This is a genomic window from Methylobacterium sp. HMF5984 (assembly GCF_045033435.1).
Classification (GTDB): domain Bacteria; phylum Pseudomonadota; class Alphaproteobacteria; order Rhizobiales; family Beijerinckiaceae; genus Methylobacterium.
This window is the reverse complement of sequence record NZ_JBJFLN010000001.1, coordinates 1,257,576-1,276,781: the sequence shown is the minus strand read 5'-3', so window position 1 is coordinate 1,276,781 and position 19,206 is coordinate 1,257,576. Positions and strand designations below refer to the sequence as shown.

Here is a 19,206-nt window from a genome sequence, read left to right as displayed (position 1 = left end):
CGATGCGCGCGCTCTACGCCGCCGCCACCGGCATGGCGGCCCAGGAACTCAACGTCCAGGTCATCTCGAACAACATCGCCAACCTTCGCACCACCGGCTACAAGCGCCAGCAGCCGCATTTCCAGGATCTGCTCTACCAGAACCTGCGCCGCGCCGGCGCCTCGACCTCGGACCAGAACACGCAGCTTCCGGCCGGCCTCGCCATCGGCTCGGGCGTCAAGACCGTCTCGACGGCCCGCATCATGTCGCAGGGCACGCTGACCTCGACGGAGAAGGATTACGACGTCGCGATCCGCGGCGAGGGCTTCTTCCGCGTGACGATGCCGGACGGGCGCACCGCCTACAGCCGCGACGGCTCCTTCGACCTGTCGGCGCAGGGGCAGCTCGTCACCCGGGACGGCTACCTCGTCGATCCCGGTATCACCGTGCCGAACACTGCCACCGCCGTCACCATCAGCGCCACCGGCGCGGTGCAGGCGACGCTGCCCGGGCAGACCGCACCGCAATCGCTCGGCCAGTTCCAGCTCGCCCGCTTCGTCAACAAGACCGGCCTCGAATCGATCGGCGACAACCTGTTCATCGAGACCGCGGCCTCGGGTCCGGCGGTCAGCGGGCTGCCCGGCGGCGAGGGCTTCGGCAACCTCCAGCAATCGTACCTGGAAGAGGCGAACGTGAACGCCGTCACCGAGATCTCGTCGCTGATCGCCGCGCAGCGCGCCTACGAGATGAACTCGAAGGTCGTCACCGCCGCCGACCAGATGCTCTCCACCACCTCGCAGATGTTCCGCAGCTAGCGCCGCCCGGAGCCCGACGGTCATGTTCCATTCCCCCGCCTACGACGAACCGCGCCAGGAGGCCGAGCTGCGGCCGATCACGCGTTCCGCCGGCCTGCGCACCGCCCCGCTCGGCGTCACGGTGCTGCTGCGCGCGGCCTTCGCTTTCCTCGCGCTGGCCGTTCTCGGCGCCTACACGCTGCCGGCGTTCGCCGACGAGGCGATGCGCCTGCGCGGCGACGTCACCGCGCGCGGCGACGTGCTCACCCTCGAGGATCTCGTCGAAGGCGCACCGAGCTCGGCGGCCAAGCGCCCGCTGTTCCGGGCGCCCGCGCTCGGCGCCACCGGCACGATTCAGGCCCGCCGCATCCTCGAGGCGGTCGCGGCCCTCAACCTCGGCGCCGTCGAGACGGGCGGCCGGCTCCAGGTCGCGGTGCAGCGCGCCGCGCGCCGGGTCGGAGCCCAGGAGATTGAGGCGGCGCTGCGCCGTGCGCTCGAGACCGCTTACGGGGTCGACGCGAAATCGGTGAGCGTGCGCCTCGACGGGGACGGGCCGATGCTGCTGGCGCCGGTCGATCTCGACGGCCAGGTCGTCGCCCTCGATCTCAACTACGATCCGCGCTCGCGCCGCGTCGGCGGGTTGATGACGCTCGGCGAGCGCCAGGCCTCGCTGCGGGTCTCCGGCGTGGTGATCGAGATGCGCGACGTCGCCATCGTCAACCGCACCCTCAACCGCGGCGAGCCGGTCACCGCCGCCGACCTGACGATCGAGCGCCGCCCGCGGGAGGGCTCGCCGCCGGACGCGCTGGCCTCGGGCGCGACGCTGGTCGGCGAGGTCGCGCAGCGCACGCTGAGCCAGGGCGCGATCCTCCGCACCGGCGATACCGCCCCGCCGGAACTCGTCGCCCGCGGCGAGGCGGTGACCATCGTCTACGAATCCCCCGGCATCAGCTTGGCGATGCGCGGCCAGGCCACCGATGCCGGACGGCTGGGCGCGACGGTCAATGTCGTCAACATCGCCTCGAAGAAGGTTCTCCAGGCGATCGTGATCGGCCCGGGCCGCGTCTCGGTCGGCCCGGCCCCGCCGCAGCGGCAGGCGAGCGCCGAGCCGCCGACCACGCTTCGCTGACCGCACCCATCAAGATCAGGCAGAGACGATCCGATGCGTCATCCTTCGCGCTCCCCGCGCCGCGCCCTGCCCCTCGCCGCGGCGCTGGTCGCCTGCGCCGGGCTCGGCGCCTGCAACACCATGGACCGCCTGTCCCAGGTCGGCGCGCAGCCCAACCTGTCGGCGATCGAGGATCCGACGGCGCAGGCCGGCTACAAGCCGGTCCGCCTGCCGATGCCCGACGTGCAGCCGGTCTCGTATGCGCCGAACTCGCTCTGGCGCACCGGCTCGCGCGCCTTCTTCAAGGACCAGCGCGCCGCGCGGATCGGCGACCTCGTCACGGTGAAGGTCAACGTCACGGATCAGGCCAACATCTCGAACGAGACCAAGCGCTCGCGCAGCAACACCGAGAATTTCGGCTTGCCGAATGCCGGCGGCCTGGAGAAGAACGCCGCCGTGCTCGCCGCCGGCGTGTCGCCCGACAAGCTGCTCACCGCCACGTCGAGCTCCTCGAACGACGGCGTCGGCTCGGTCCAGCGCAACGAGACCGTGTCGACCAACGTCGCCGCGATCGTGACGCAGGTCCTGCCCAACGGGAACCTGGTGGTCGAGGGCAAGCAGGAGATCCGGATCAACTTCGAGGTGCGCGAGCTGATCGTGGCCGGCGTGGTCCGCCCGGAGGACATCGAGTCGGACAACACCATCGAATCGACCAAGATCGCCCAGGCGCGCATCGCCTATGGCGGCCGCGGCCAGATCACCGACGTGCAGCAGCCGCGTTACGGCCAGCAGATCGTCGACATCCTGCTGCCGTTCTGATCAGGGCCGAACGCTCCGATCAGGTGTGCTCGGTGCCGGGCCGGTTGGGGCGCGGCGCCTCGCCGTGCCCCGAGATCACCGCCGAGCGGGTGGGATCGTGCTTGATCTTCGCGACGCGCGTCCGCTGCCAGACGGCGATCACCGTCGCGACTACGATCGTTCCGATGGCGAGGACCGGAATCAGAACATCGTTGTCCATGGACGTGCCTCCGATGATGTGATCGGGTAAAGCACGGTCAAGCCCGAGGGTTCCCGCGGCTCAGCTTGCGATTTCAGGGCGACGGCACAGTCGAGACCGTCCGGTTACTGAAAAACCGCATGCTGCACCGCGAGAGACTTCAGTCGTCGCGGTAGACGCGCTCGCGGCGCTCGTGGCGCTCCTGCGCCTCCAGCGACAGGGTCGCGATCGGCCGGGCATCGAGCCGGCGCAGCGAAATCGGCTCGCCGGTCTCCTCGCAATAGCCGTAGGAGCGGTCCTCGATCCGCGCCAAGGCCGCATCGATCTTGCCGGTGAGCTTGCGCTGCCGGTCGCGGGCCCGCAGCTCGATCGCCCGGTCGGTCTCCGATGAGGCGCGGTCGGCGAGGTCGGGGTGGTTCTCGTTCTCGCTCTGCAGCGCAACCAGGGTGTCCTGCGCCTCGCGCAGGATGTCGCTCTTCCAGCCGAGCAGCTTGCGCCGAAAATACTCGCGCTGACGCTCGTTCATGAAGGGCTCGTCGTCGGACGGAACGTAGCCGTCCTCCAGCGTCACCTTCGCCATTCGTCGCCCTTCCATAGTCCCGTACGGCCGGTCCGCGGCGATAATTGCCTGCCGTATAGTCGAGGTGGATTGCTGCTACAACGCACCCGCGTTCAAGCTGCGGTGCTTGCACACGCTGCGCCAATTGATGCGGCAAAGGTGCCACGGTCGCGCGCGTGCGACGGAGATTGGTTTGCTCAATCGTGGATTGCCGACGGACCGCGAAGGCGGACGATCGCCGCGGCGACGGCATCGGTGAGCGCCCGGGCGATCGGGTGCCGGTAATGGCTCTGGTCGAAGAACTGCGCATCCTCGTGCGTTTCGGGCGTGTCGCGGCGCTCGTCGAGCACGCTGCCGAGCGGATGGGTCGCGACCGCCGCCGCGATGGCGGCCTTGCAGGCCTGCTCGGCCGCCGCGCGGGCGGTCCCCGGGCGCGGCAGGGCCGAGGCATGGATCGGCGGAAACATCAGCACGACGGGGGTCGCGGGTGGGACGCGGGCGAGCATCACGGTCAGGCGCGCGGCCGCGGGGAACGGGCCGGCCTTGTGCGGATCGGGGGTGTCCGGCACGGGCGGCCCCGCGCTCGGCGCGCGCCGGTCGCCGCCGCCGAACCCGAGCTTGAGATAATCCGGCTCGTAATCCCACCACCCGTCGGCGCGGGCCATCGGCCGCTTCCTGCGCAGCAGCCACCCGATCCGGCCGGCGACCTCCTGGGCCACGTTGAAGCGCAGCAGGCCGAAGGCGTAGGCGACGGGGTCGCGTTCCAGGAGCCAGAAGGGGAACGGTTTGCCGGGCGGCAGCGCCGGATCGTCGGTGCACCAGAAGTCGTCGGCCGCCATCACCAAGGCGGCGGGTTTCGGATGATGGCGCAGGTACCAGTCGAGAACCAGCAGCTGCTCGCCCGGGCCCGTCGCCGGCACGGAGAGTTGCACGAACGGAATGCCGGTGGCGGCCGAGAGGCGGGCCGGCTCGACGAGCTGGATGTGCGAATTGCCGATGACGGCCCCCGTGAAGGCCGGGTCGCGCCCGCGGACCGCGAGCGCGGTGCGCGGCCCCTGGGGCCGGACGCCGCCGACGGAGAACAGCGTGGAGCGCCCGCTGTCGTAGGGATCGATCGCGATCGCGAGGGCGAGGTAGCCGTACAGGAGGCCGATCGCCGTCAGCACGGCGGTGCGGGCGAAATCGTGCCAGGCCGTGTCGGGCGACGGGGTCCGCATCGGCTCAGAACTGGAAATAGATGAAGTCGTAATTGCCGTCGTCGCCGATCTTCAGGAGCACGACGACGAACAGCAGCGCGAAGGCGGCGGCGATGAGCCGGCTCGGCGGCATGCGGTGGACCGCGGCCCAGGCGCTCGGCCCGACCGTCGCCACGGCAGCGGCGACGGCGATGGTCCGCCACTTGAAGCCGGTGCCGGACGGACCGAAGCCGGCCAGCCCCTTGAACACTATCAGCGCCGCCTCGAAGCTGGTGGCGCGGAACAGCACCCAGGTCAGCACCACGAACAGGAACGTCAGCGCCCAGCCGAGGACCATCGGCATCCGAAGGTTCGCCCGGCGGAACAGGATGCCCGCCCCGAGGCCGGCCCCATGCAGCGCTCCCCAGGCGACGAAGGTCAGCCCGGCCCCGTGCCAGAGCCCGCCGAGCGTCATCGTCGCGAACAGGGCCGCGACCTGGATGGCGAGGCCGCGGCGGTTGCCGCCGAACGGAATGTAGAGGTAGTCGCGCAGGAACCGCGACAGCGTCATGTGCCAGCGCCGCCAGAAGTCGCGCAGCGACGCCGACCGGTACGGCACGTCGAAGTTCTGCGGCAGCACGAGCCCGAACAGCAGCGCGATGCCCAGCGCCATGTCGGTGTAGCCCGAGAAGTCGAAGTAGATCTGGAAGGTGAACCCGAGGGTGGCCTGCCACGCCTCGGCGGTCGTCACCGCCTTGCCGGCGGCGGCGGCCTGGAACACCGGGTTGACGTAGCCCGCCAGCGGATCGCCGAAGAAGACCTTCTTCGACAGGCCGACGGTGAGCAGCATCAGCCCGCGGCCGATCCGCTCCGCCGCATCCGGGCGCGCATAGGGACGCTCGTCGAACTGGTGCATGATCTCGCTCCAGCGCACGAGCGGGCCGGCGAGAACCTGCGGGAAGAAGGCGATGTAGAGCGCGTACTTGGTCAGCCCGAAGGCCGGCGCGCGGCCGGCCCGAAGGTCGGTCAGGTACATGATGTGGTGGAAGGTGAAGAACGAGATCCCGAGCGGCAGCACCCAGCCGAGCCGCGGCGCCTCGATCCCCGGGATCAGGCCGGCGAGGTCGGCGAAGAAATCGAGGTACTTGAACAGCGCCAGGACGACGAGGTTCGCCGCGATCGCACCCGGGATCAGCCAGCGGGTCGGCGCCCTGACGAAGGCGCGGGCGACGAGCCAGTTCGCCAGGATCGAGCCGAGCAGCAGCGGCACGAACCGCACGTCCCACCAGCCGTAGAACACGAACGACAGCAGGACGAGCAGCGGCAGCCGCAGGCCCGGCCGATGGCGCTCGACGAGGGCGTGCAGCGCCAGCGCCGCGGGCAGGAACGCGAGGAGGAAGACGAAGGAGTTGAACAGCATCGGCCGGGGCGGCGCGGCGGGGGTATGCCGCGCCGCTCGGACCGAGCGTCGGGCGGCCGCCTTGTCGGGGATCGACCGGGATGCGTCAATCGACGGCGTTGCGCCTTACGCGTGGGGCCGGGTCGCGAGGTCCAGCGTCGTGGCGGTTCCGACCAGCACCGCGCGGATCCGGCTGTCCAGGCTGTCGGTGAGGTCGTCGACCCGCAGGTGCACCGTGCTCCCGCAATCGGTGCCGGTGACCCAGAGGTCGTAATTCAGGCCCTCGCTGCGGAGGTGGCTGAGCAGCCGCTCCGATCCGATGCGGACCGCCTCGTTGTTCAGGGTGATGCAGCGCGCGTCCATGCCGTCTCCGAATGATCGGGAGGGTAACGCACGACCATGCCCGATCGATCGCCCGGTATGCGCGACCGAGGGTTTTCGCCCCGAACAGGGTGAACCGGCCCTCAACGCGGCCCGTAGGTGTGATCCTCGGCGGGGAAGCGCCCGGACCGGACCTCGTCGGCGTAGGTGCGCACCGCCTCCTCGATGTGGGCGCGCAGCGAGCCGAAGCTCTTCACAAATTTCGGCGCCCGGTCGCTCAGGCCGAGCATGTCCTCGAGCACCAGGATCTGGCCGTCGCAGGCCGCCGAGGCCCCGATGCCGATCGTCGGCGCGGTCACGGCCGGCGACCGGGCGATGGCGTTGGCCACCGGCTCGACGATGCCTTCCAGCACGATCGCGAAGGCGCCGGCCTCGCTGATCGCGCGGGCATCCTCCATCAGGATGCGCTCGCCGTCCGGGCCGCGGCCCTGGACGCGAAAACCGCCCATGGTGTTCACGGATTGCGGCGTCAGGCCGATATGGCCCATCACCGGAATGCCGCGCTGGGTCAGGAACGCGACGGTGTCGGCGAAGCGGGCACCGCCTTCCATCTTGATCGCGCCGGCCCCGGTCTCCTTCAGCACCCGCGCGGCGTTCATGAACGCCTGCTCGCGCGACGCCTCGTAGGACCCGAACGGCATGTCGACCACCACCAGCGCCCGCGAGGTGCCGCGGATCACCGCCTGGGCCTGGAGGATCATCATTTCCAGCGTGACCGGCAGGGTCGATTCGAGGCCGTGCATCACCATGCCGAGCGAGTCGCCGACGAGGATGAAGTCGCAATACGGATCGAGGATGCTGGCGGTGTGGGCGTGGTAGGCGGTCAGCGCGATGATCTTGGCGCCTTCGGCCTTCCGCTTGGCGAGATCCACCGCCATCACGCGCCGCGACTGCACGACCTGCGACATGGTCTTGGACTCCGTTCTCGTCACCTCGCCCGCGGCTGACGGGCCGGAGGCTCGCGGCCGATCAGGATCGCCCGCGCGCCTCCTCTACACCGTCCGGCGCCGGAAATCCCGCCCGCCGCTTTTCCTTTGCGGGAGGGTGTAAGGCTCGGCCGGGCGGGACGCGTCCACGCGAGCCGGCATGCGGCGCGCTCGAGAAGGCGCTACCGCTCGCCGGCAGAGACCGGCTTGCGCGCCCATTCGGGGTCCTCTCGGACCACCGCGGTCTCGTGCTTGTCCTGCCAGCCCTCGATCCCGTCGGGGAACCAGTGCACCGCGGTGTAGCCCTGCCGGACGAGACGCTTGCCGGCGTTCCAGCTGCCCCAGCAATCGGGATGGCAGAAGGTGACGATGGGCTTCGCCTTGTCGCCGCCGGTCAGCGCCTCGACCCGCTTCAGGAACAGGTCCTCCCGTACGGGATCGAGGGGCGCCGCGCCCGCATTCGGCATCCAGACGGCGCCGGGCACCGAGCGGTGGGCCGGAAGCCAGGGCCGGTCCGCCGGGAAGTTCGCGGGCTTCCGGTCGGCCAAAGCCACGTCGATGAGCAGCGGCTGCTTCGGCATCAGCGCGTCGAGGGCGGCGATGTCGACGACGACGGCGCCGCTCAGGGTCTTCGGCGTGTAGCCCTGCTGCACGCCCTCGTGCAGGCCCGCCGGCTCCGGCACGTTCACCGGTGAGTCCGCCGGCGCCGCGGCGAGGAGACCCGCGGCGGCCAGCGCCGTGCCGACGCGGATCAGGCGATGGGATCGGCGCGCGGGCATCAGTTGCTCGGGCTCGGCGCGTTGAAGCTGTGCTCCCACGAGCCGCCCTGGCTGTCGGTGGCGGCGACCTTGATCGGCTTGCCGGGCTCGGGGATGAGGCCGAAATTGATCACCGGGTTCGAGGCGATCGAGATGTCGCCGTCCATGGCGAACACGGTCTTGTCGCCGGCGGTGACGACGAGCTTGTTGATGTAGCGCGCCGGCGTGTAGTCGCGGGTCACCTGATTCATCTGCATGCCCGAGAAGTTCGGGTGGCGGATCATGAGCGTCGCCTCGACGGGCTTGCCCGCTTGGGCCTCGCCGGAAAACTTCATCCGCATGTCGCCCATGCCCTTCATCGCCTCCTCGTCGCTCATGCCCATGGGAGCCGAGCAGCCGCCCGACGCCTTCACGAACTTGACCGCCTCGTAGAGGCCGCCGTCCTTCGTCTCGGCGACGGCGTGGACGTTGGTGTAGTTGTTCACGCGCACCCGGAGCTTCAGCTCGCTCGGGTCGGCGGCCGGGCCGAAGGTGAAGTGCGCGGCGTAGGGCGACGGGTTGTCGTCGATGACGAAGTGCACCGCCTTGATCTTGTCCTTCTCCGGCATGGTCAGGGTGATCGGCACCAGCGCCGCATCCATCGCGCGGTTCGGCGCGTCGATCCGGATGAGGGTGTCGGTCGGCGCGATCTTGCGGTCGCCGAACACCGACTTGGCGATCTCCTGCCAGCGCGCGGCGCGCTCGGCGTCGGTGTCAGAGGCACCGGCCGCCAGGACGGGTCCGGACAGGACTGGGCCGGCGAGGATGGCGGCCGACAGGCTCGCGCTCAGGATCAACGAAAGGGCGGACTTCATGGCGTTCCTCCGATGGCGTGAAAGATAAGTCGTGCCGGGCCTCATTCCCACTCGAGCTCCTTGTAGGCTTCGGTGACGTTGCGGCCGTTGTAGCTGTCGAACAGGTCCCACTTGCCGCGCTCGGATTGCGCGACGGTCCCCACCGCCTTCTCGATCGACACGTCGGCGGCGATGGCCTTGCGGGTCTCGTCGCGCAGCGTGGTGAGATAGCCGGCGAGCGCATCGAGCCCCGGCGCCAGCGCGACGGACACTGGGCCGTGGCCGGGAACCGCCCGGGTCGCGCCCGAGCCCCGCAAGCCCTCGATCTCCTTCAGCCACCCGTTGAGGTTGCCGTCGAGCGAGGGGATGCGGCCGACCGAGAGCAGGTCGCCGGTGAACAGCAGGCCGCTGGCGCTGTCGATCATCGAGAGATCGCAGGAGGTGTGCGCGGTGGCGTGTGCGGCGAAGCGCAGGGTGCGATCGCCGAGGTCGACCTCGGCCCCGTCCTTCACCTCCTGCGTCGGGTAGACGACGCTGCCGGCCTTGTCGGCGCCGAGGATGTCGACGAGCCGCTGGCGGTAATAGTCGCCCCGCGCGTCGAGCGCCTCGCGCAGGCGGGCATGGCCGATGACGTTGGGCTTGTCGGCCAGGAAGGCCGCGGCGCCGAAGCAATGGTCGGGATGGACGTGGGTGATGACCACGTGCCGGATCGGCTTCGACGTGCGCTTCACGATCTCGGAGCGGAGCCATTGCCCGTCGGCGAGGCTGCCGCCCGACTCCGTGACCAGCACGGCCTCCTTGCCGACGATGAAGCCGATGTTGGCGATCGCGTCGTCGTTCTCGGGCGTCGCGTCGGCGTTCGGTCCGCGGCGCATGAAGATGCCGGGCCCGACCTCCTCCATCGCGAAGGACTCGGCCGAGAAGCCGGGCTTCGGAAGGCAGCACAGGCAGAACCCGCCGAAAAGCGCGGCGCGGCGCGTCAGCACGGCGCTCATCGCCGAGAATCCCTGCGGCGGGCATGGGCGTGGCGCTGAGCCGTTCCCGACATGCGGGACCTCCTGACTTATTGTTCCAACCATCTAGTAGGTAGATTTCTTCGGCGTCAAGTGCCACAAGAGGGAACGTGCTGCCCGGCGGCGCGCTGCGAACACGGTTTCCGACCCTGCGATGCGAGACACCCGCGCCGAGTTGCTGCTTCAGGCCGAGATGCTGGTGCGCGGGCGCGGCTGGTCCGGATTCAGCTACGCCGACCTCGCCGAGGTGGTCGGCATCCGCAAGGCCAGCATCCACCATCACTTCCGGACCAAGGACGATCTCGGCGCGGCACTGGTGGCGGCCTACGGCGAACGCTACGACGCGGCCCTCGCCGACATCTGCGCGACGCACCCGGCCGGCATCGACCGGATCGCGGCTTACGGCCGGCTCTATCTCGGCGGTGTCGAGCAGGGGCTCGGCTGCCTGTGCGCCGCGCTCGCCACGGAGGGAGACGCGCTGCCCGAACGGCTGCGGGGCGACGTCGGCGCGTTCTTCGCCCATCACCTGACGTGGCTGGAGCAGGTGTTTCGCGACGGCGAGGCCGATGGGAGCATCCGGGCCGGGCTCGACCCCGCGCGCCATGCCCGCCTGGTGGTGGCGACGCTTGAAGGCGCTCTGCTGCTGGAGCGGCTGCTCGGCGGGCCCGAAGCCTTCGCCGGGACGCTGACCGCGCTAACCGACCGCCTGCGCTGACCCGGCTCGCGAACGATGGCCGCCCGAGACGGACGGGTTTCGCGCCGCTGACAGCGGCGGCCGGATTGAAAGCAGCGCCGCCCGGCTCTTTGATTAGATTAAAGTCTTTTTCACTCGGCCCGTCTAGGTATTAAGTCACGAACGACGATCCGAACCCGAGCCGAACCGCATGCCCGTCTCCGCCTCGAACATCGTCGGCCGAGCCGCGGACGCGGCGGTCGAGCCGGCGCCGACCTTGGCGACGATCTCGACCCTGACCGCCGGGGTCAGCCGGGTGGCACAGGAGAAGATCGGGCGCATCCACCAGATCACCGCGCAGGCGAAGATCCTTGCGCTCAACGCGCTGATCGAGGCGGCCCATGCCGGTGAGCACGGCAAGGGTTTCTCGGTGGTGGCACAGGAGGTCCGCGGCATCGGCGCCGAGATCGAGAGCCTCGCCCGCGAGCTCGAGACGCAGCTGTCCGGGCATATCGGCGAGCTCGGCCGGACCGTCGGCGCGATGGCCGTCCAGGCCCAGGGCGAGCGCATGATCGATCTCGCCCTCAATGCGATCGAGCTCGTCGACCGCAATCTCTACGAGCGGACCTGCGACGTGCGCTGGTGGGCGACGGATGCGGCCCTGGTGGCCTGCGTGACCGAGCCCGGCGAAGCGACCGCGGCCCATGCGTGCGCACGCCTCGGCGTGATCCTGTCCGCCTACACGGTCTATCTCGACCTCTGGGTCTGCGACCGCGACGGACGCATCCTCGCCGTCGGCAGGCCGGATCGGTATCCCGGGGTGCGCGGCGACAGCGTCGCCGACGAGCCCTGGTTCCGAGAGGCCGACGTCCTGCGCAGCGGCGACGACTACGTCTCCGGCAACGTGCGGCGCGAGGCGCGTCTCGGCGGGGCGCAGGTCGCGACGTACTGCGCGAGCATCCGCGCGGGCGGGCGAGCGGACGGGGTGCCGGCCGGCGTCCTGGCGATCCACTTCGACTGGGAACCGCAGGCGCGAGCGATCGTGGCAGGCGTGCGGGTCTCGCCGCAGGATCGTGCCCGCACGCGGGTGCTGCTCGTGGATGCGGACCGCCGCGTCCTCGCCGCCTCCGACGACCGGGGCGTGCTGAGCGAGACGCTGGCCTTCGATCCGAAGGGAAGCGCCAACGGCGTGGTGCAGGGCGCGGCCGTCACCGCCTTCCACCGCACCCCCGGCTACGAGACCTATGCGGGCCTCGGCTGGTACGGGGTGATCGTCCAAACCCGCTGACGCGGGCGCCCTGTCAAGCGGCGGCGTTCTGGCCCGATTTCCCGGGTGCGTCCGCCACGAAGCGGGCGTAGCCGGAGGCCCGCAGGGCGCAGGCCGGGCAGGTGCCGCAGCCGTAGCCCCAGGCGTGGCGCGCGCCGCGCTCGCCGAGGTAGCAGGTGTGGCTGTCCTCGACGATCAGATCGACCAGCGGCCGTCCGCCCAGGAACTCGGCGAGGCGCCAGGTCTCGGCCTTGTCGAGCCACATCAGCGGGGTGTGCAGCACGAAGCGCCGCTCCATGCCGAGGTTGAGCGCGACCTGCAGCGCCTTGATCGTGTCGTCGCGGCAATCCGGGTAGCCGGAATAGTCGGTCTCGCACATGCCGCCGACGACGTGCCGCAGGCCCCTTCGATAGGCCAGAGCGGCGGCGAAGGTGAGGAAGATGAGGTTGCGGCCCGGCACGAAGGTGTTCGGCAGCCCGCCGGCCTCGAAGCCGATCGCCGTCTCGCGCGTCAGCGCCGTCTCCGAGACCTGCCCGAGCGCGTCGAGGGCCAGGGTGTGGTCCGCGCCGAGCCGTTCCGCCCAGTCGGGGCGGATGCCGACGATCCCGTCGCGGAGCGCGTCGCGGCCGTCGAGCTCGATTCGGTGGCGCTGGCCGTAGTCGAAGCCCAGCGTCTCGACATGGGCGAACCGGTCGAGCGCCCAGGCGAGGCAGGTGGCGGAATCCTGGCCGCCCGAGAACAGGACCAGTGCGCGCTCGTCAGTCACCGTCGTACTCCGCCCAGGACATCGGCGTCTCGAACACCTTCACCGAGCTGAGGCCCGGCAGGCCGTCCTTCGTGCGATGCCAGATCCAGGCCGCGATGTTCTCGGCGGTCGGGTTCTCCAGACCCTCGACCTCGTTGAGGCAGTAATGATCGAGCCGGAGCAGCACCGGCGCGAAGATCGCCTCCATGTCGAAGAAGTCGACCACCCAGCCGGTCCGCGGGTCGACCGGGCCGGCGACCGTCAGCTCGACGCGGTAGGAATGCCCGTGCATCCGGTGGCAGCGGTGGGTCTCGGGCACGTTCGGCAGGCGGTGGGCCGCCTCGAAGGTGAAAGCCTGGGTGATCTTCATCCTGCTACCCCGCCTTGCCCGAGACGCCGGCCTTGCCCGAGACCCCGGCCTGCTCGAACGTCGCCATGTCGCGATGGCAGGCGAGCGCGCCCTTCAGCAGGCCCATCGCCATGCCGGCGCCCGAGCCCTCGCCGAGCCGCATGCCGAGGGCCAGCAGCGGCACCAGCCCGAGGCGTTCCAGCACCTCCGCATGGGCGCCCTCGGCCGAGACGTGGCCGGCGAGGCAATGGTCGAGCGCGCGCGGGTCGAGCGCGTGCAGCACCGCCGCGGCGGCGGTCGCGACGTAGCCGTCGAGCACCACCGGCACCCGCTGCAACCGCGCGGCCAGGATCGCGCCGGCCATCGCCGCGACCTCGCGGCCGCCGAGGCGGCGCAGGACCTCGAGCGGGTCGTCGAGATGGCCGGCATGGTGGGCGAGCGCGGCCTCCACCGCCGCGACCTTCCGCGCGATCCCGGCCTCGTCCAAGCCGGTGCCGTGCCCGACCCAGTGCGACGGCGCTCCCCCGAACAGGGCGGCGTAGATCGCGGCGGCGATCGTGGTGTTGCCGATGCCCATCTCGCCGACGCCGACGCAATCCGTGCCGGCGGCCACCGCCTCCATGCCGAACGCCATGGTCGCGACGGTGGCCTTCTCGTCGAGGGCCGCGTCTTGCGTGATGTCGCCGGTCGGCAGGTCGATGGCGAGGTCGAACACCTTGAAGCCGAGGCCGTAGGCGGCGCAGATCTGGTTGATCGCTCCCCCGCCCGCGGCGAAGTTCTCGAGCATCTGGCGATTCACCGCATCGGGGAAGGCCGAGACGCCGCGCTTCGTCACGCCGTGGCTGCCGGCGAACACGCAGACCAGCGGCCGGTCCAGCGTCGGCATCGCCTTGCCCTGCCACGCCCCGAGCCAGGCGACGAGCTGCTCCATTCGCCCGAGCGCGCCGGCGGGCTTCGTCAGCCGCGCCTCGCGTGCCGCGATCGCCGCGGTCGCATCGCGATCGGGGCCGGGCATCGTCTCGATCAGGCGGCGGATATCCGCGAACGGGGTCGGGTCGGTCATCGGGTCCAAAGGATTGTTGTGGGCGGGCTTGCGCCGGTGGACGGGCGCGCCGTTCCCGCGAGCTATAGTGGTGCGGGACGCGCGGGTGAAGGCTGCGTGCGGACGAAGGCCGATTGCGAGCGAAGGCGGCGTGATGGTGGGCGGACCGTTCCGCGGCGAGGCCGATTGGCCGGGCCGCGACCTGTTGCACGATCTGGCGGCGTGCCTGCGCTTCTACTCGCGCCTGCCGCTGCCGAGGTTTCCGGGCGAGCCCGATCCGCACGCCGTCCCCGACTTCCGGACGATCCCGCGGATGCTGCCGCTGGCCGGCCTGATCCTGGCGCTGCCGCCGGCCCTCGTGCTGCTCGCCGGATGGTGGATCGACCTCGGGCCCTTCGTCGCGGCGACGCTCGCCGTCGCCGTCGCGGTGATGCTCACCGGTGCGCTGCACGAGGACGGCCTCGCCGACGTCGCCGATGGGTTCGGCGGCGGCGCGACGCCGGAGCGCAGGCTCGAGATCATGAAGGACAGCCGCATCGGCGCCTATGGCGGCGTCGCGCTGATGCTGTCGCTGGCGCTCCGGATCGGCGCGCTCGCCACCCTGCTGGACCGGACCGGCACGGCCGCCGCCACCGGCCTCGCCCTCGCCGCGATCCTGTCGCGGGTCGCCGCGCTCGCGCCGATGGTTCTGCTCGCGCCGGCCCGACCCGGGGGCTTGTCCGCCGCGGTCGGCCGCCCGAGCCGGGCGGCGACGGGTACGGCCATCGGCATCGGATTGGTATTGGCATTGCTGGCGCGCCCGCTCGGCCTGCCGTTCTCCGGCATCCTCGCGATGGTGGTGCTGGCGCCGCTCGCCGCCCTCGCCATGACGCGCATCGCCCGGCGGAAGATCGGCGGGCAGACCGGCGACGTCGTCGGAGCCTGCCAGCAGGTCGCGGAGATCGGGGCCCTCCTCGCCCTGCTGGCCACGGTCTGAGCTTGATCGCAAGGCCACGAAGCAGGCATGGACGCGGCATGAACCCGCCCATCCCGACGTCGTCCGGCAAACCCTCGAGCCCGTGCACCAAGGTCTGCGTCCTCGACGGGCCGAGCGGCCTGTGCATCGGCTGCGGCCGGACGCGCGACGAGATCGGGCTGTGGGGCTCGCTCTCCGAGCCGCAGCGCCGCGCGATCATGGCAGGGCTCCCGGCCCGGTTGCGGGGGGCCGGTCTCGCGGTGGCCGGAACGCCGGCATGACGATCCTCGCGTTGATCGCGATCGGCCTGGTGGTGGCCGTGCTGGTCGCGACCGACGGCGGCCGGATCGCCGGGGCGATCGAGCCCGACCAGCTCGCCGGCCTCGCCTGGGGCGCCGGCATCCTCGCGCTGGTGGTCGCCGGGTTCTGGCGGCAATTCGCCGGCGCCCCCGGAAAGAACCTCCAGGCGCTGCTGCTCTGGTGCGGCCTCGGGCTCGCCTGCATCGTCGGCTACGTCTATCGCGAGCCGCTGCAGGAGGTCGGCGCGCGGGTGACCGGTGCGTTGCGCCCTGGCTCCCCGACGATCGGCCCCGGGGGCACAGTGACGATCACGCGCCGGTCGGACGGCGCATTCCTGGTCGAGGCGCAGGTCGATGGGCGGAGCCAGAGCTTCGCCTTCGACACCGGCGCCAGCGCGGTCGTCCTCACCGCGGAGAACGCCGCGGCGCTCGGCCTCCGCCCGGAAGCCGGCGCATTCACCGCCCGCGTCGCGACGGCGAACGGCATCGCCTATGCCGCGCCGACCACGCTCGACGCGCTCGCCATCGGCCCGATCACGGAACGGCGCGTCCCGGCGCTCGTCGCCAAGCCGGGCGCCCTCGACGGCAACCTGCTCGGGCAGAGCTTCCTGACGCGGCTCGCCGGCTACGAGGTCCGCGGCGACCGGCTGATCCTGCGCGGGCGCTGATCAGGCGGCGTCCCGCTCCGGCAACGCCCGCGAGACCAGCGCCACGGCGGCGCGCAGGGTCGCGAGGTCGGCCGCGGCCTCGACGCCCGCCGTCGAGAGGTGGCGCCGGTACGCCCGCGCGCCCGGCCGCCCGTTGAACAGCCCGAGCATGTGCCGGGTGATGGCATGGAGCCGCTCGCCGCCTTCCAGCGCCGCCGCGACGTAGGGCGCATAGGCCTCGACCGCCTCGAACGCGTCCGCCACCGGGGCCGGCGCCCCGAACAGCTCGGGATCGACCGCGATCAGCCCGGCCGGATCGCCGTAGGCCGCGCGCCCGACCATCACGCCGTCGAGGCCGGACAGGTGCGCCTTCGCCTGCGCCACGGTGGCGATGCCGCCGTTCACCGCAATCGGCAGGGCGGGAAATGCCTGCTTGAGGCGGACCACCCGGCCGTAGTCGAGGGGCGGCACGTCGCGGTTCTCCTTCGGCGACAGGCCCTGGAGCCAGGCCTTGCGCGCGTGCACGATCAGCCCGTCGACGCCGGCCGCGACGACCGCGCGGGCGAGCGTGTCGAGCGCCGGCTCCGGGTCCTGCTCGTCCACGCCGATCCGGCACTTCACCGTCACCGGCACCCGCACCGCCGCCTTCATCGCCGCGACGCAGGCGCCGACATGCTCCGGCTCCAGCATCAGGCAGGCGCCGAAGCGCCCGTTCTGCACCCGGTCCGACGGGCAGCCGACGTTCAGGTTGATCTCGTCGTAGCCGTAGCCCTCCGCGATCCGCGCGGCCTCGGCGAGGTCGGCCGGCTCGGAGCCGCCGAGCTGCACCGCCACCGGATGCTCCGCGCGCGAGAACCCGAGCAGCCGCTCCCGTGGGCCGTGGATGACCGCGCCGGTGGTGACCATCTCGGTATAGAGCCGCGCCCGCGCCGACAGCACACGATGGAACGCCCGGCAATGGCGATCCGTCCAGTCCATCATCGGCGCGACGCTAAAGCGCCAGCCCGCGAGGGTGCCTTCCGTCTCGGCCGCCGCAATCATTCGGATCTCGTACCCTAAAAAGCATCTCTCGCCGGCAGGACGCCGCCCTGCCCGCCTGCGGCGGCTTTGCCGTATCCACCTCGGCCGCGAGCCGGCGCGCGGACGCGTTCGGATACCATGCGCAGGAGACGGCACAAAGGCAGCACGGTGGGCTCGGCGATGCGCGGGCCCGAGCAGCGCCTCGGTTGCGAGCGCCGTCGCGAGCCATGGGATCGATGCGCCGCGTGCGCGACGGCAAGGGACCGCTCCGCCAACCCACCCGCCGATACCCACTTGCCGATACCCACTTGCCAAGCGCGGAACGAGCCTCTAGACACCCCCTCGCGACCGGAACAGGCCTCCACCGCCGACCGGTCCGCAGGGCGCCCGTAGCTCAGCTGGATAGAGCACCAGACTACGAATCTGGGGGTCAGAGGTTCGAATCCTTTCGGGCGCGCCATACCCACACAGCAATGCGAACACCGGGCGGTGGCCATGCACCCGCCACGACGACGCTCAGATGGTCCTGTCATCGACTCGGTCGTCGACGTTCGTTACGGTGCGGTCGACGAACACCGGAAGCCACGCGTTTCGGAACGAAATCTCGCCCGTCGTCATGGTCTCTCGCATCGGCCGGGGAACCCACGGTCGGCAACCGGGTGAACGCGCGGGAAACTCGCCGACACGGGGCCGTTGCAGCGCCGCAACTGCTAAGGTCCGCTGAGCCGTCGGCAGCCTGCAGCGTTCCTTCCCGACCGCTTCGAAATCGCCAACCTCGTCCTCGACCATTCGACAGAGCAGGTCTAGGTTCCGTTTCACGGCGGCGGTGGCCTAACTCCTGTCCTGCTATTGGATCTGCGTAGGCGCTCGGAGCGCAACGCGCGGACGCGAGGTGCGTGACATTCGCGGTGGCTTCGTCGCACAGCGCGCGCAAGGTAGTTCATGATTTTCATGCTACTCTTTATCGATATATCGAAATGTATTTCTTGAGCCTAACTGTTTACTCGTCTCTAAAATGCTACAAGTTGTGATCTCTGGGGATAAAAAATAAAAATTAATTAATTGATTAAATCTCACAGCCACCTTAATGGTAGTCGTGAAATATTTAATAACAACCCTTGAGACGACCATTTTGAAAGCATCGCTTTGATGAACTACGACAAGATCGAATCCCCGGAGCCATAGATGGACAAACGCTCGGAAGTCGTACGGCTGTCGTCGGCTCTCGCGGCTCGGGTCCGCTATGCGCAGATGGTGGGCGGTCCGATCCTGCCGGCGCAGATCGAAGCGCTTCTCGATGCGGCGAAGCTGCTTCAGGCCTGCGATGTCCCGTGGCCGCCTTTGGTCGAGCAGGTGCTCCACGATGTCGCCAAGGAGCTGGAGGGTCCGGCGAGAACGCTCGATGTCGAGCCCGGTGGCTGAGTCGGGCGTTCCCTGATGCCGAAGCTCGCGGAGCATCAGCCGTTGCCCGACGGCCCCATCTTGCTTGCGGGCACGAACCCCATCAGCGCGGCCAGCCCGGCCTCGGTGATCGTCCAGCGGCAGGCCCCGGCCGGGTCGGCCTCCGGCAAGGGTTCGATCAGCCCGCGCTTGGCCAGGGCTCGAATCTGGCGGTCCTGCGGATGGTAGAGGCGAGCGCCGCGCGACAGGATCTCGAGGCGGTAGCGCCCGCTCGCGGGCAGCCAGGGCTTCGCCTCAGCCATGGCGGCGCCGCTCCCGGCCGGCCATCGCGGCGAAGGGCCTGACGGCACGGCTCGCGAAGGGTTGGGCGAGCCAGGCATGGCCCGCAATACCCTTGGGATCCGCCGGCTTGTCGCTCGCAGCCACCCGATCCGCGATGACGACGTGGCAGGGCACTGAATCGGTCGTGTCGACGCCAGAGGCGGCACTCGATCGATTGGTCGGTGAGTCCGCCCGCACCGGAGTACGCTCGGCCGTGTTTCCGAGCCTGCCCGCGAGATCGGACGCGGCTCGGACCCATTCGCCGAATGCGAAGGAAACGCCCACGCGACGCGAGACGGCCAGAACGGCGGAGTTCCCCCGCGCGAGACGGTCGCCGTCGACCTCCAGTTGTGGGGCGAGGATCTGACCGATCGACGCAAGAATCCTGTGCAAAACGCTAGATCGCGCCTCAAAACAGTAAACCGATGACGCGTCGAGCGCGGCGCACTCGATGTCGGGTTTCTCAAGACCAATCAGGCGCTGGTCGTTGCCAGTGAGCCTCCCGGGAAGCGTGTCGAGGAGAGGGACAAAGCTCCACTCCGCCTCATCCGGCTTCATAACATCG

Annotated in this window: 24 protein-coding genes and 1 tRNA gene; 10 read left to right on the top strand and 15 right to left on the bottom strand. The window is 70.3% G+C overall.

Going from position 1 to position 19,206, the window contains the following annotated elements; translation table 11 throughout:
* Window positions 1–2: 2 nt before the first annotated feature.
* Genes flgG through flgH form a run of 3 tightly spaced genes read left to right on the top strand, consistent with a single transcriptional unit; the run spans window position 3 to window position 2,700 of the window.
* The gene (gene flgG / locus ACFZ8E_RS06020) at window positions 3–794 is read left to right on the top strand and encodes a flagellar basal-body rod protein FlgG (RefSeq protein ID WP_147728051.1); all 792 of its coding nucleotides are present in this window, start codon (window positions 3–5) and stop codon (window positions 792–794) included.
* 22 nt (window positions 795–816) lie between these two features.
* Window positions 817–1,902, top strand: a complete 1,086-nt coding sequence (gene flgA / locus ACFZ8E_RS06015; RefSeq protein WP_405042312.1) for a flagellar basal body P-ring formation chaperone FlgA — start codon at window positions 817–819, stop codon at window positions 1,900–1,902.
* A gap of 33 nt (window positions 1,903–1,935) precedes the next feature.
* Window positions 1,936–2,700, top strand: coding sequence for a flagellar basal body L-ring protein FlgH (flgH, locus tag ACFZ8E_RS06010; protein WP_405042311.1), 765 nt, complete (start codon window positions 1,936–1,938; stop codon window positions 2,698–2,700).
* A 19-nt stretch (window positions 2,701–2,719) separates the two neighbouring features.
* Here the strand turns inward: flgH and ACFZ8E_RS06005 are convergent, their stop codons facing one another.
* The 9 genes from ACFZ8E_RS06005 to ACFZ8E_RS05965 all read right to left on the bottom strand — a co-directional run bounded on the left by ACFZ8E_RS06005 (window position 2,720) and on the right by ACFZ8E_RS05965 (window position 9,904).
* Window positions 2,720–2,899, bottom strand: a complete 180-nt coding sequence (locus ACFZ8E_RS06005; protein ID WP_147728053.1) for a hypothetical protein — start codon at window positions 2,897–2,899, stop codon at window positions 2,720–2,722.
* Window positions 2,900–3,038: 139 nt separating this feature from the next.
* On the bottom strand, window positions 3,039–3,458 hold the full coding sequence (gene dksA, locus ACFZ8E_RS06000; protein ID WP_147728054.1) for an RNA polymerase-binding protein DksA: 420 nt from the start codon (window positions 3,456–3,458) through the stop codon (window positions 3,039–3,041).
* Window positions 3,459–3,634: 176 nt separating this feature from the next.
* Complete coding sequence (locus ACFZ8E_RS05995; protein WP_405042310.1) at window positions 3,635–4,654, bottom strand: hypothetical protein; 1,020 nt, start codon at window positions 4,652–4,654, stop codon at window positions 3,635–3,637.
* 4 nt (window positions 4,655–4,658) lie between these two features.
* On the bottom strand, window positions 4,659–6,032 hold the full coding sequence (locus ACFZ8E_RS05990; protein ID WP_405042309.1) for an MBOAT family O-acyltransferase: 1,374 nt from the start codon (window positions 6,030–6,032) through the stop codon (window positions 4,659–4,661).
* Window positions 6,033–6,137: 105 nt separating this feature from the next.
* Window positions 6,138–6,374: a hypothetical protein gene (locus ACFZ8E_RS05985; RefSeq protein ID WP_147841765.1), complete on the bottom strand. Its 237-nt coding sequence runs from the start codon at window positions 6,372–6,374 to the stop codon at window positions 6,138–6,140.
* A 101-nt stretch (window positions 6,375–6,475) separates the two neighbouring features.
* Window positions 6,476–7,300: a 3-methyl-2-oxobutanoate hydroxymethyltransferase gene (panB, locus tag ACFZ8E_RS05980; RefSeq protein ID WP_147727435.1), complete on the bottom strand. Its 825-nt coding sequence runs from the start codon at window positions 7,298–7,300 to the stop codon at window positions 6,476–6,478.
* A 200-nt stretch (window positions 7,301–7,500) separates the two neighbouring features.
* Complete coding sequence (locus ACFZ8E_RS05975) at window positions 7,501–8,097, bottom strand: rhodanese-like domain-containing protein (RefSeq protein ID WP_147727434.1); 597 nt, start codon at window positions 8,095–8,097, stop codon at window positions 7,501–7,503.
* Window positions 8,097–8,930 carry a quinoprotein dehydrogenase-associated SoxYZ-like carrier gene (locus ACFZ8E_RS05970; protein WP_243951011.1) on the bottom strand — a complete coding sequence of 278 codons (834 nt, stop codon included), beginning with the start codon at window positions 8,928–8,930 and terminating at the stop codon, window positions 8,097–8,099. The genes ACFZ8E_RS05975 and ACFZ8E_RS05970 overlap by 1 nt, the downstream gene beginning before the upstream one ends.
* Before the next feature lie 41 nt (window positions 8,931–8,971).
* The gene (locus ACFZ8E_RS05965; protein WP_147727432.1) at window positions 8,972–9,904 is read right to left on the bottom strand and encodes a quinoprotein relay system zinc metallohydrolase 2; all 933 of its coding nucleotides are present in this window, start codon (window positions 9,902–9,904) and stop codon (window positions 8,972–8,974) included.
* A 172-nt stretch (window positions 9,905–10,076) separates the two neighbouring features.
* Between ACFZ8E_RS05965 and ACFZ8E_RS05960 the strand changes: the two genes are divergently transcribed.
* Together ACFZ8E_RS05960 and ACFZ8E_RS05955 are read left to right on the top strand one after the other, a co-directional pair.
* Window positions 10,077–10,637: a TetR/AcrR family transcriptional regulator gene (locus ACFZ8E_RS05960; RefSeq protein ID WP_243951013.1), complete on the top strand. Its 561-nt coding sequence runs from the start codon at window positions 10,077–10,079 to the stop codon at window positions 10,635–10,637.
* A gap of 169 nt (window positions 10,638–10,806) precedes the next feature.
* On the top strand, window positions 10,807–11,883 hold the full coding sequence (locus tag ACFZ8E_RS05955; protein WP_279603818.1) for a methyl-accepting chemotaxis protein: 1,077 nt from the start codon (window positions 10,807–10,809) through the stop codon (window positions 11,881–11,883).
* 13 nt (window positions 11,884–11,896) lie between these two features.
* On the opposite strand, the gene queC is transcribed toward ACFZ8E_RS05955, so the two are convergent.
* The 3 genes from queC to cobT are packed head-to-tail and all read right to left on the bottom strand — an operon-like array spanning window position 11,897 to window position 14,019.
* A complete protein-coding gene (queC, locus tag ACFZ8E_RS05950; protein WP_243951015.1) occupies window positions 11,897–12,628 on the bottom strand; it encodes a 7-cyano-7-deazaguanine synthase QueC in 732 nt (243 codons plus the stop codon).
* The gene (gene queD, locus ACFZ8E_RS05945) at window positions 12,621–12,977 is read right to left on the bottom strand and encodes a 6-carboxytetrahydropterin synthase QueD (protein WP_147841758.1); all 357 of its coding nucleotides are present in this window, start codon (window positions 12,975–12,977) and stop codon (window positions 12,621–12,623) included. The genes queC and queD overlap by 8 nt, the downstream gene beginning before the upstream one ends.
* A 4-nt stretch (window positions 12,978–12,981) precedes the next feature.
* Entirely contained in the window at window positions 12,982–14,019 is a 1,038-nt protein-coding gene (gene cobT / locus ACFZ8E_RS05940; protein ID WP_243951016.1) for a nicotinate-nucleotide--dimethylbenzimidazole phosphoribosyltransferase, read from the bottom strand.
* 133 nt (window positions 14,020–14,152) lie between these two features.
* On the opposite strand from cobT, the gene cobS reads away from it, so the two are divergent.
* From cobS to ACFZ8E_RS05925, 3 genes are read left to right on the top strand one after another with little or no spacing between them, the layout of a single operon-like run.
* Complete coding sequence (gene cobS / locus ACFZ8E_RS05935) at window positions 14,153–14,974, top strand: adenosylcobinamide-GDP ribazoletransferase (protein WP_243951018.1); 822 nt, start codon at window positions 14,153–14,155, stop codon at window positions 14,972–14,974.
* Window positions 14,975–15,012: 38 nt separating this feature from the next.
* Window positions 15,013–15,234 carry a DUF1289 domain-containing protein gene (locus ACFZ8E_RS05930; RefSeq protein WP_147841755.1) on the top strand — a complete coding sequence of 74 codons (222 nt, stop codon included), beginning with the start codon at window positions 15,013–15,015 and terminating at the stop codon, window positions 15,232–15,234.
* The gene (locus ACFZ8E_RS05925) at window positions 15,231–15,920 is read left to right on the top strand and encodes a TIGR02281 family clan AA aspartic protease (RefSeq protein ID WP_243951022.1); all 690 of its coding nucleotides are present in this window, start codon (window positions 15,231–15,233) and stop codon (window positions 15,918–15,920) included. Before ACFZ8E_RS05930 ends, ACFZ8E_RS05925 begins: the two co-directional genes overlap by 4 nt.
* Here ACFZ8E_RS05925 and dusA read toward each other — a convergent pair whose 3' ends face one another.
* Window positions 15,921–16,940, bottom strand: coding sequence for a tRNA dihydrouridine(20/20a) synthase DusA (gene dusA, locus ACFZ8E_RS05920; RefSeq protein WP_279603819.1), 1,020 nt, complete (start codon window positions 16,938–16,940; stop codon window positions 15,921–15,923).
* 362 nt (window positions 16,941–17,302) lie between these two features.
* On the opposite strand from dusA, the gene ACFZ8E_RS05915 reads away from it, so the two are divergent.
* Window positions 17,303–17,379 (top strand) — tRNA-Arg (locus ACFZ8E_RS05915).
* A 725-nt stretch (window positions 17,380–18,104) separates the two neighbouring features.
* Window positions 18,105–18,341: a hypothetical protein gene (locus ACFZ8E_RS05910; RefSeq protein ID WP_147841751.1), complete on the top strand. Its 237-nt coding sequence runs from the start codon at window positions 18,105–18,107 to the stop codon at window positions 18,339–18,341.
* 35 nt (window positions 18,342–18,376) lie between these two features.
* Here ACFZ8E_RS05910 and ACFZ8E_RS05905 read toward each other — a convergent pair whose 3' ends face one another.
* Window positions 18,377–18,622: a hypothetical protein gene (locus ACFZ8E_RS05905; protein WP_243951024.1), complete on the bottom strand. Its 246-nt coding sequence runs from the start codon at window positions 18,620–18,622 to the stop codon at window positions 18,377–18,379.
* Window positions 18,615–19,199: a hypothetical protein gene (locus ACFZ8E_RS05900; protein ID WP_243951026.1), complete on the bottom strand. Its 585-nt coding sequence runs from the start codon at window positions 19,197–19,199 to the stop codon at window positions 18,615–18,617. Before ACFZ8E_RS05900 ends, ACFZ8E_RS05905 begins: the two co-directional genes overlap by 8 nt.
* Window positions 19,200–19,206: the final 7 nt, after the last annotated feature.

What these genes read in the sequence shown, in the direction of transcription:
- ACFZ8E_RS05990 (WP_405042309.1), bottom strand. Translation starts at nt 6,032, where the DNA reads ATGCTGTTCAACTCCTTCGTCTTCCTCCTCGCGTTCCTGCCCGCGGCG.
- panB (WP_147727435.1), bottom strand. Translation starts at nt 7,300, where the DNA reads ATGTCGCAGGTCGTGCAGTCGCGGCGCGTGATGGCGGTGGATCTCGCC.
- ACFZ8E_RS05960 (WP_243951013.1), top strand. Translation starts at nt 10,077, where the DNA reads ATGCGAGACACCCGCGCCGAGTTGCTGCTTCAGGCCGAGATGCTGGTG.
- flgH (WP_405042311.1), top strand. Translation starts at nt 1,936, where the DNA reads ATGCGTCATCCTTCGCGCTCCCCGCGCCGCGCCCTGCCCCTCGCCGCG.
- dksA (WP_147728054.1), bottom strand. Translation starts at nt 3,458, where the DNA reads ATGGCGAAGGTGACGCTGGAGGACGGCTACGTTCCGTCCGACGACGAG.
- dusA (WP_279603819.1), bottom strand. Translation starts at nt 16,940, where the DNA reads ATGATTGCGGCGGCCGAGACGGAAGGCACCCTCGCGGGCTGGCGCTTT.
- ACFZ8E_RS05965 (WP_147727432.1), bottom strand. Translation starts at nt 9,904, where the DNA reads ATGAGCGCCGTGCTGACGCGCCGCGCCGCGCTTTTCGGCGGGTTCTGC.
- cobS (WP_243951018.1), top strand. Translation starts at nt 14,153, where the DNA reads ATGGTGGGCGGACCGTTCCGCGGCGAGGCCGATTGGCCGGGCCGCGAC.
- ACFZ8E_RS05985 (WP_147841765.1), bottom strand. Translation starts at nt 6,374, where the DNA reads ATGGACGCGCGCTGCATCACCCTGAACAACGAGGCGGTCCGCATCGGA.
- ACFZ8E_RS05905 (WP_243951024.1), bottom strand. Translation starts at nt 18,622, where the DNA reads ATGGCTGAGGCGAAGCCCTGGCTGCCCGCGAGCGGGCGCTACCGCCTC.
- ACFZ8E_RS05995 (WP_405042310.1), bottom strand. Translation starts at nt 4,654, where the DNA reads ATGCGGACCCCGTCGCCCGACACGGCCTGGCACGATTTCGCCCGCACC.
- ACFZ8E_RS05975 (WP_147727434.1), bottom strand. Translation starts at nt 8,097, where the DNA reads ATGCCCGCGCGCCGATCCCATCGCCTGATCCGCGTCGGCACGGCGCTG.
- ACFZ8E_RS05925 (WP_243951022.1), top strand. Translation starts at nt 15,231, where the DNA reads ATGACGATCCTCGCGTTGATCGCGATCGGCCTGGTGGTGGCCGTGCTG.
- ACFZ8E_RS05970 (WP_243951011.1), bottom strand. Translation starts at nt 8,930, where the DNA reads ATGAAGTCCGCCCTTTCGTTGATCCTGAGCGCGAGCCTGTCGGCCGCC.
- flgA (WP_405042312.1), top strand. Translation starts at nt 817, where the DNA reads ATGTTCCATTCCCCCGCCTACGACGAACCGCGCCAGGAGGCCGAGCTG.
- flgG (WP_147728051.1), top strand. Translation starts at nt 3, where the DNA reads ATGCGCGCGCTCTACGCCGCCGCCACCGGCATGGCGGCCCAGGAACTC.
- ACFZ8E_RS05930 (WP_147841755.1), top strand. Translation starts at nt 15,013, where the DNA reads ATGAACCCGCCCATCCCGACGTCGTCCGGCAAACCCTCGAGCCCGTGC.
- ACFZ8E_RS05955 (WP_279603818.1), top strand. Translation starts at nt 10,807, where the DNA reads ATGCCCGTCTCCGCCTCGAACATCGTCGGCCGAGCCGCGGACGCGGCG.
- queD (WP_147841758.1), bottom strand. Translation starts at nt 12,977, where the DNA reads ATGAAGATCACCCAGGCTTTCACCTTCGAGGCGGCCCACCGCCTGCCG.
- ACFZ8E_RS06005 (WP_147728053.1), bottom strand. Translation starts at nt 2,899, where the DNA reads ATGGACAACGATGTTCTGATTCCGGTCCTCGCCATCGGAACGATCGTA.
- ACFZ8E_RS05900 (WP_243951026.1), bottom strand. Translation starts at nt 19,199, where the DNA reads ATGAAGCCGGATGAGGCGGAGTGGAGCTTTGTCCCTCTCCTCGACACG.
- ACFZ8E_RS05910 (WP_147841751.1), top strand. Translation starts at nt 18,105, where the DNA reads ATGGACAAACGCTCGGAAGTCGTACGGCTGTCGTCGGCTCTCGCGGCT.
- cobT (WP_243951016.1), bottom strand. Translation starts at nt 14,019, where the DNA reads ATGACCGACCCGACCCCGTTCGCGGATATCCGCCGCCTGATCGAGACG.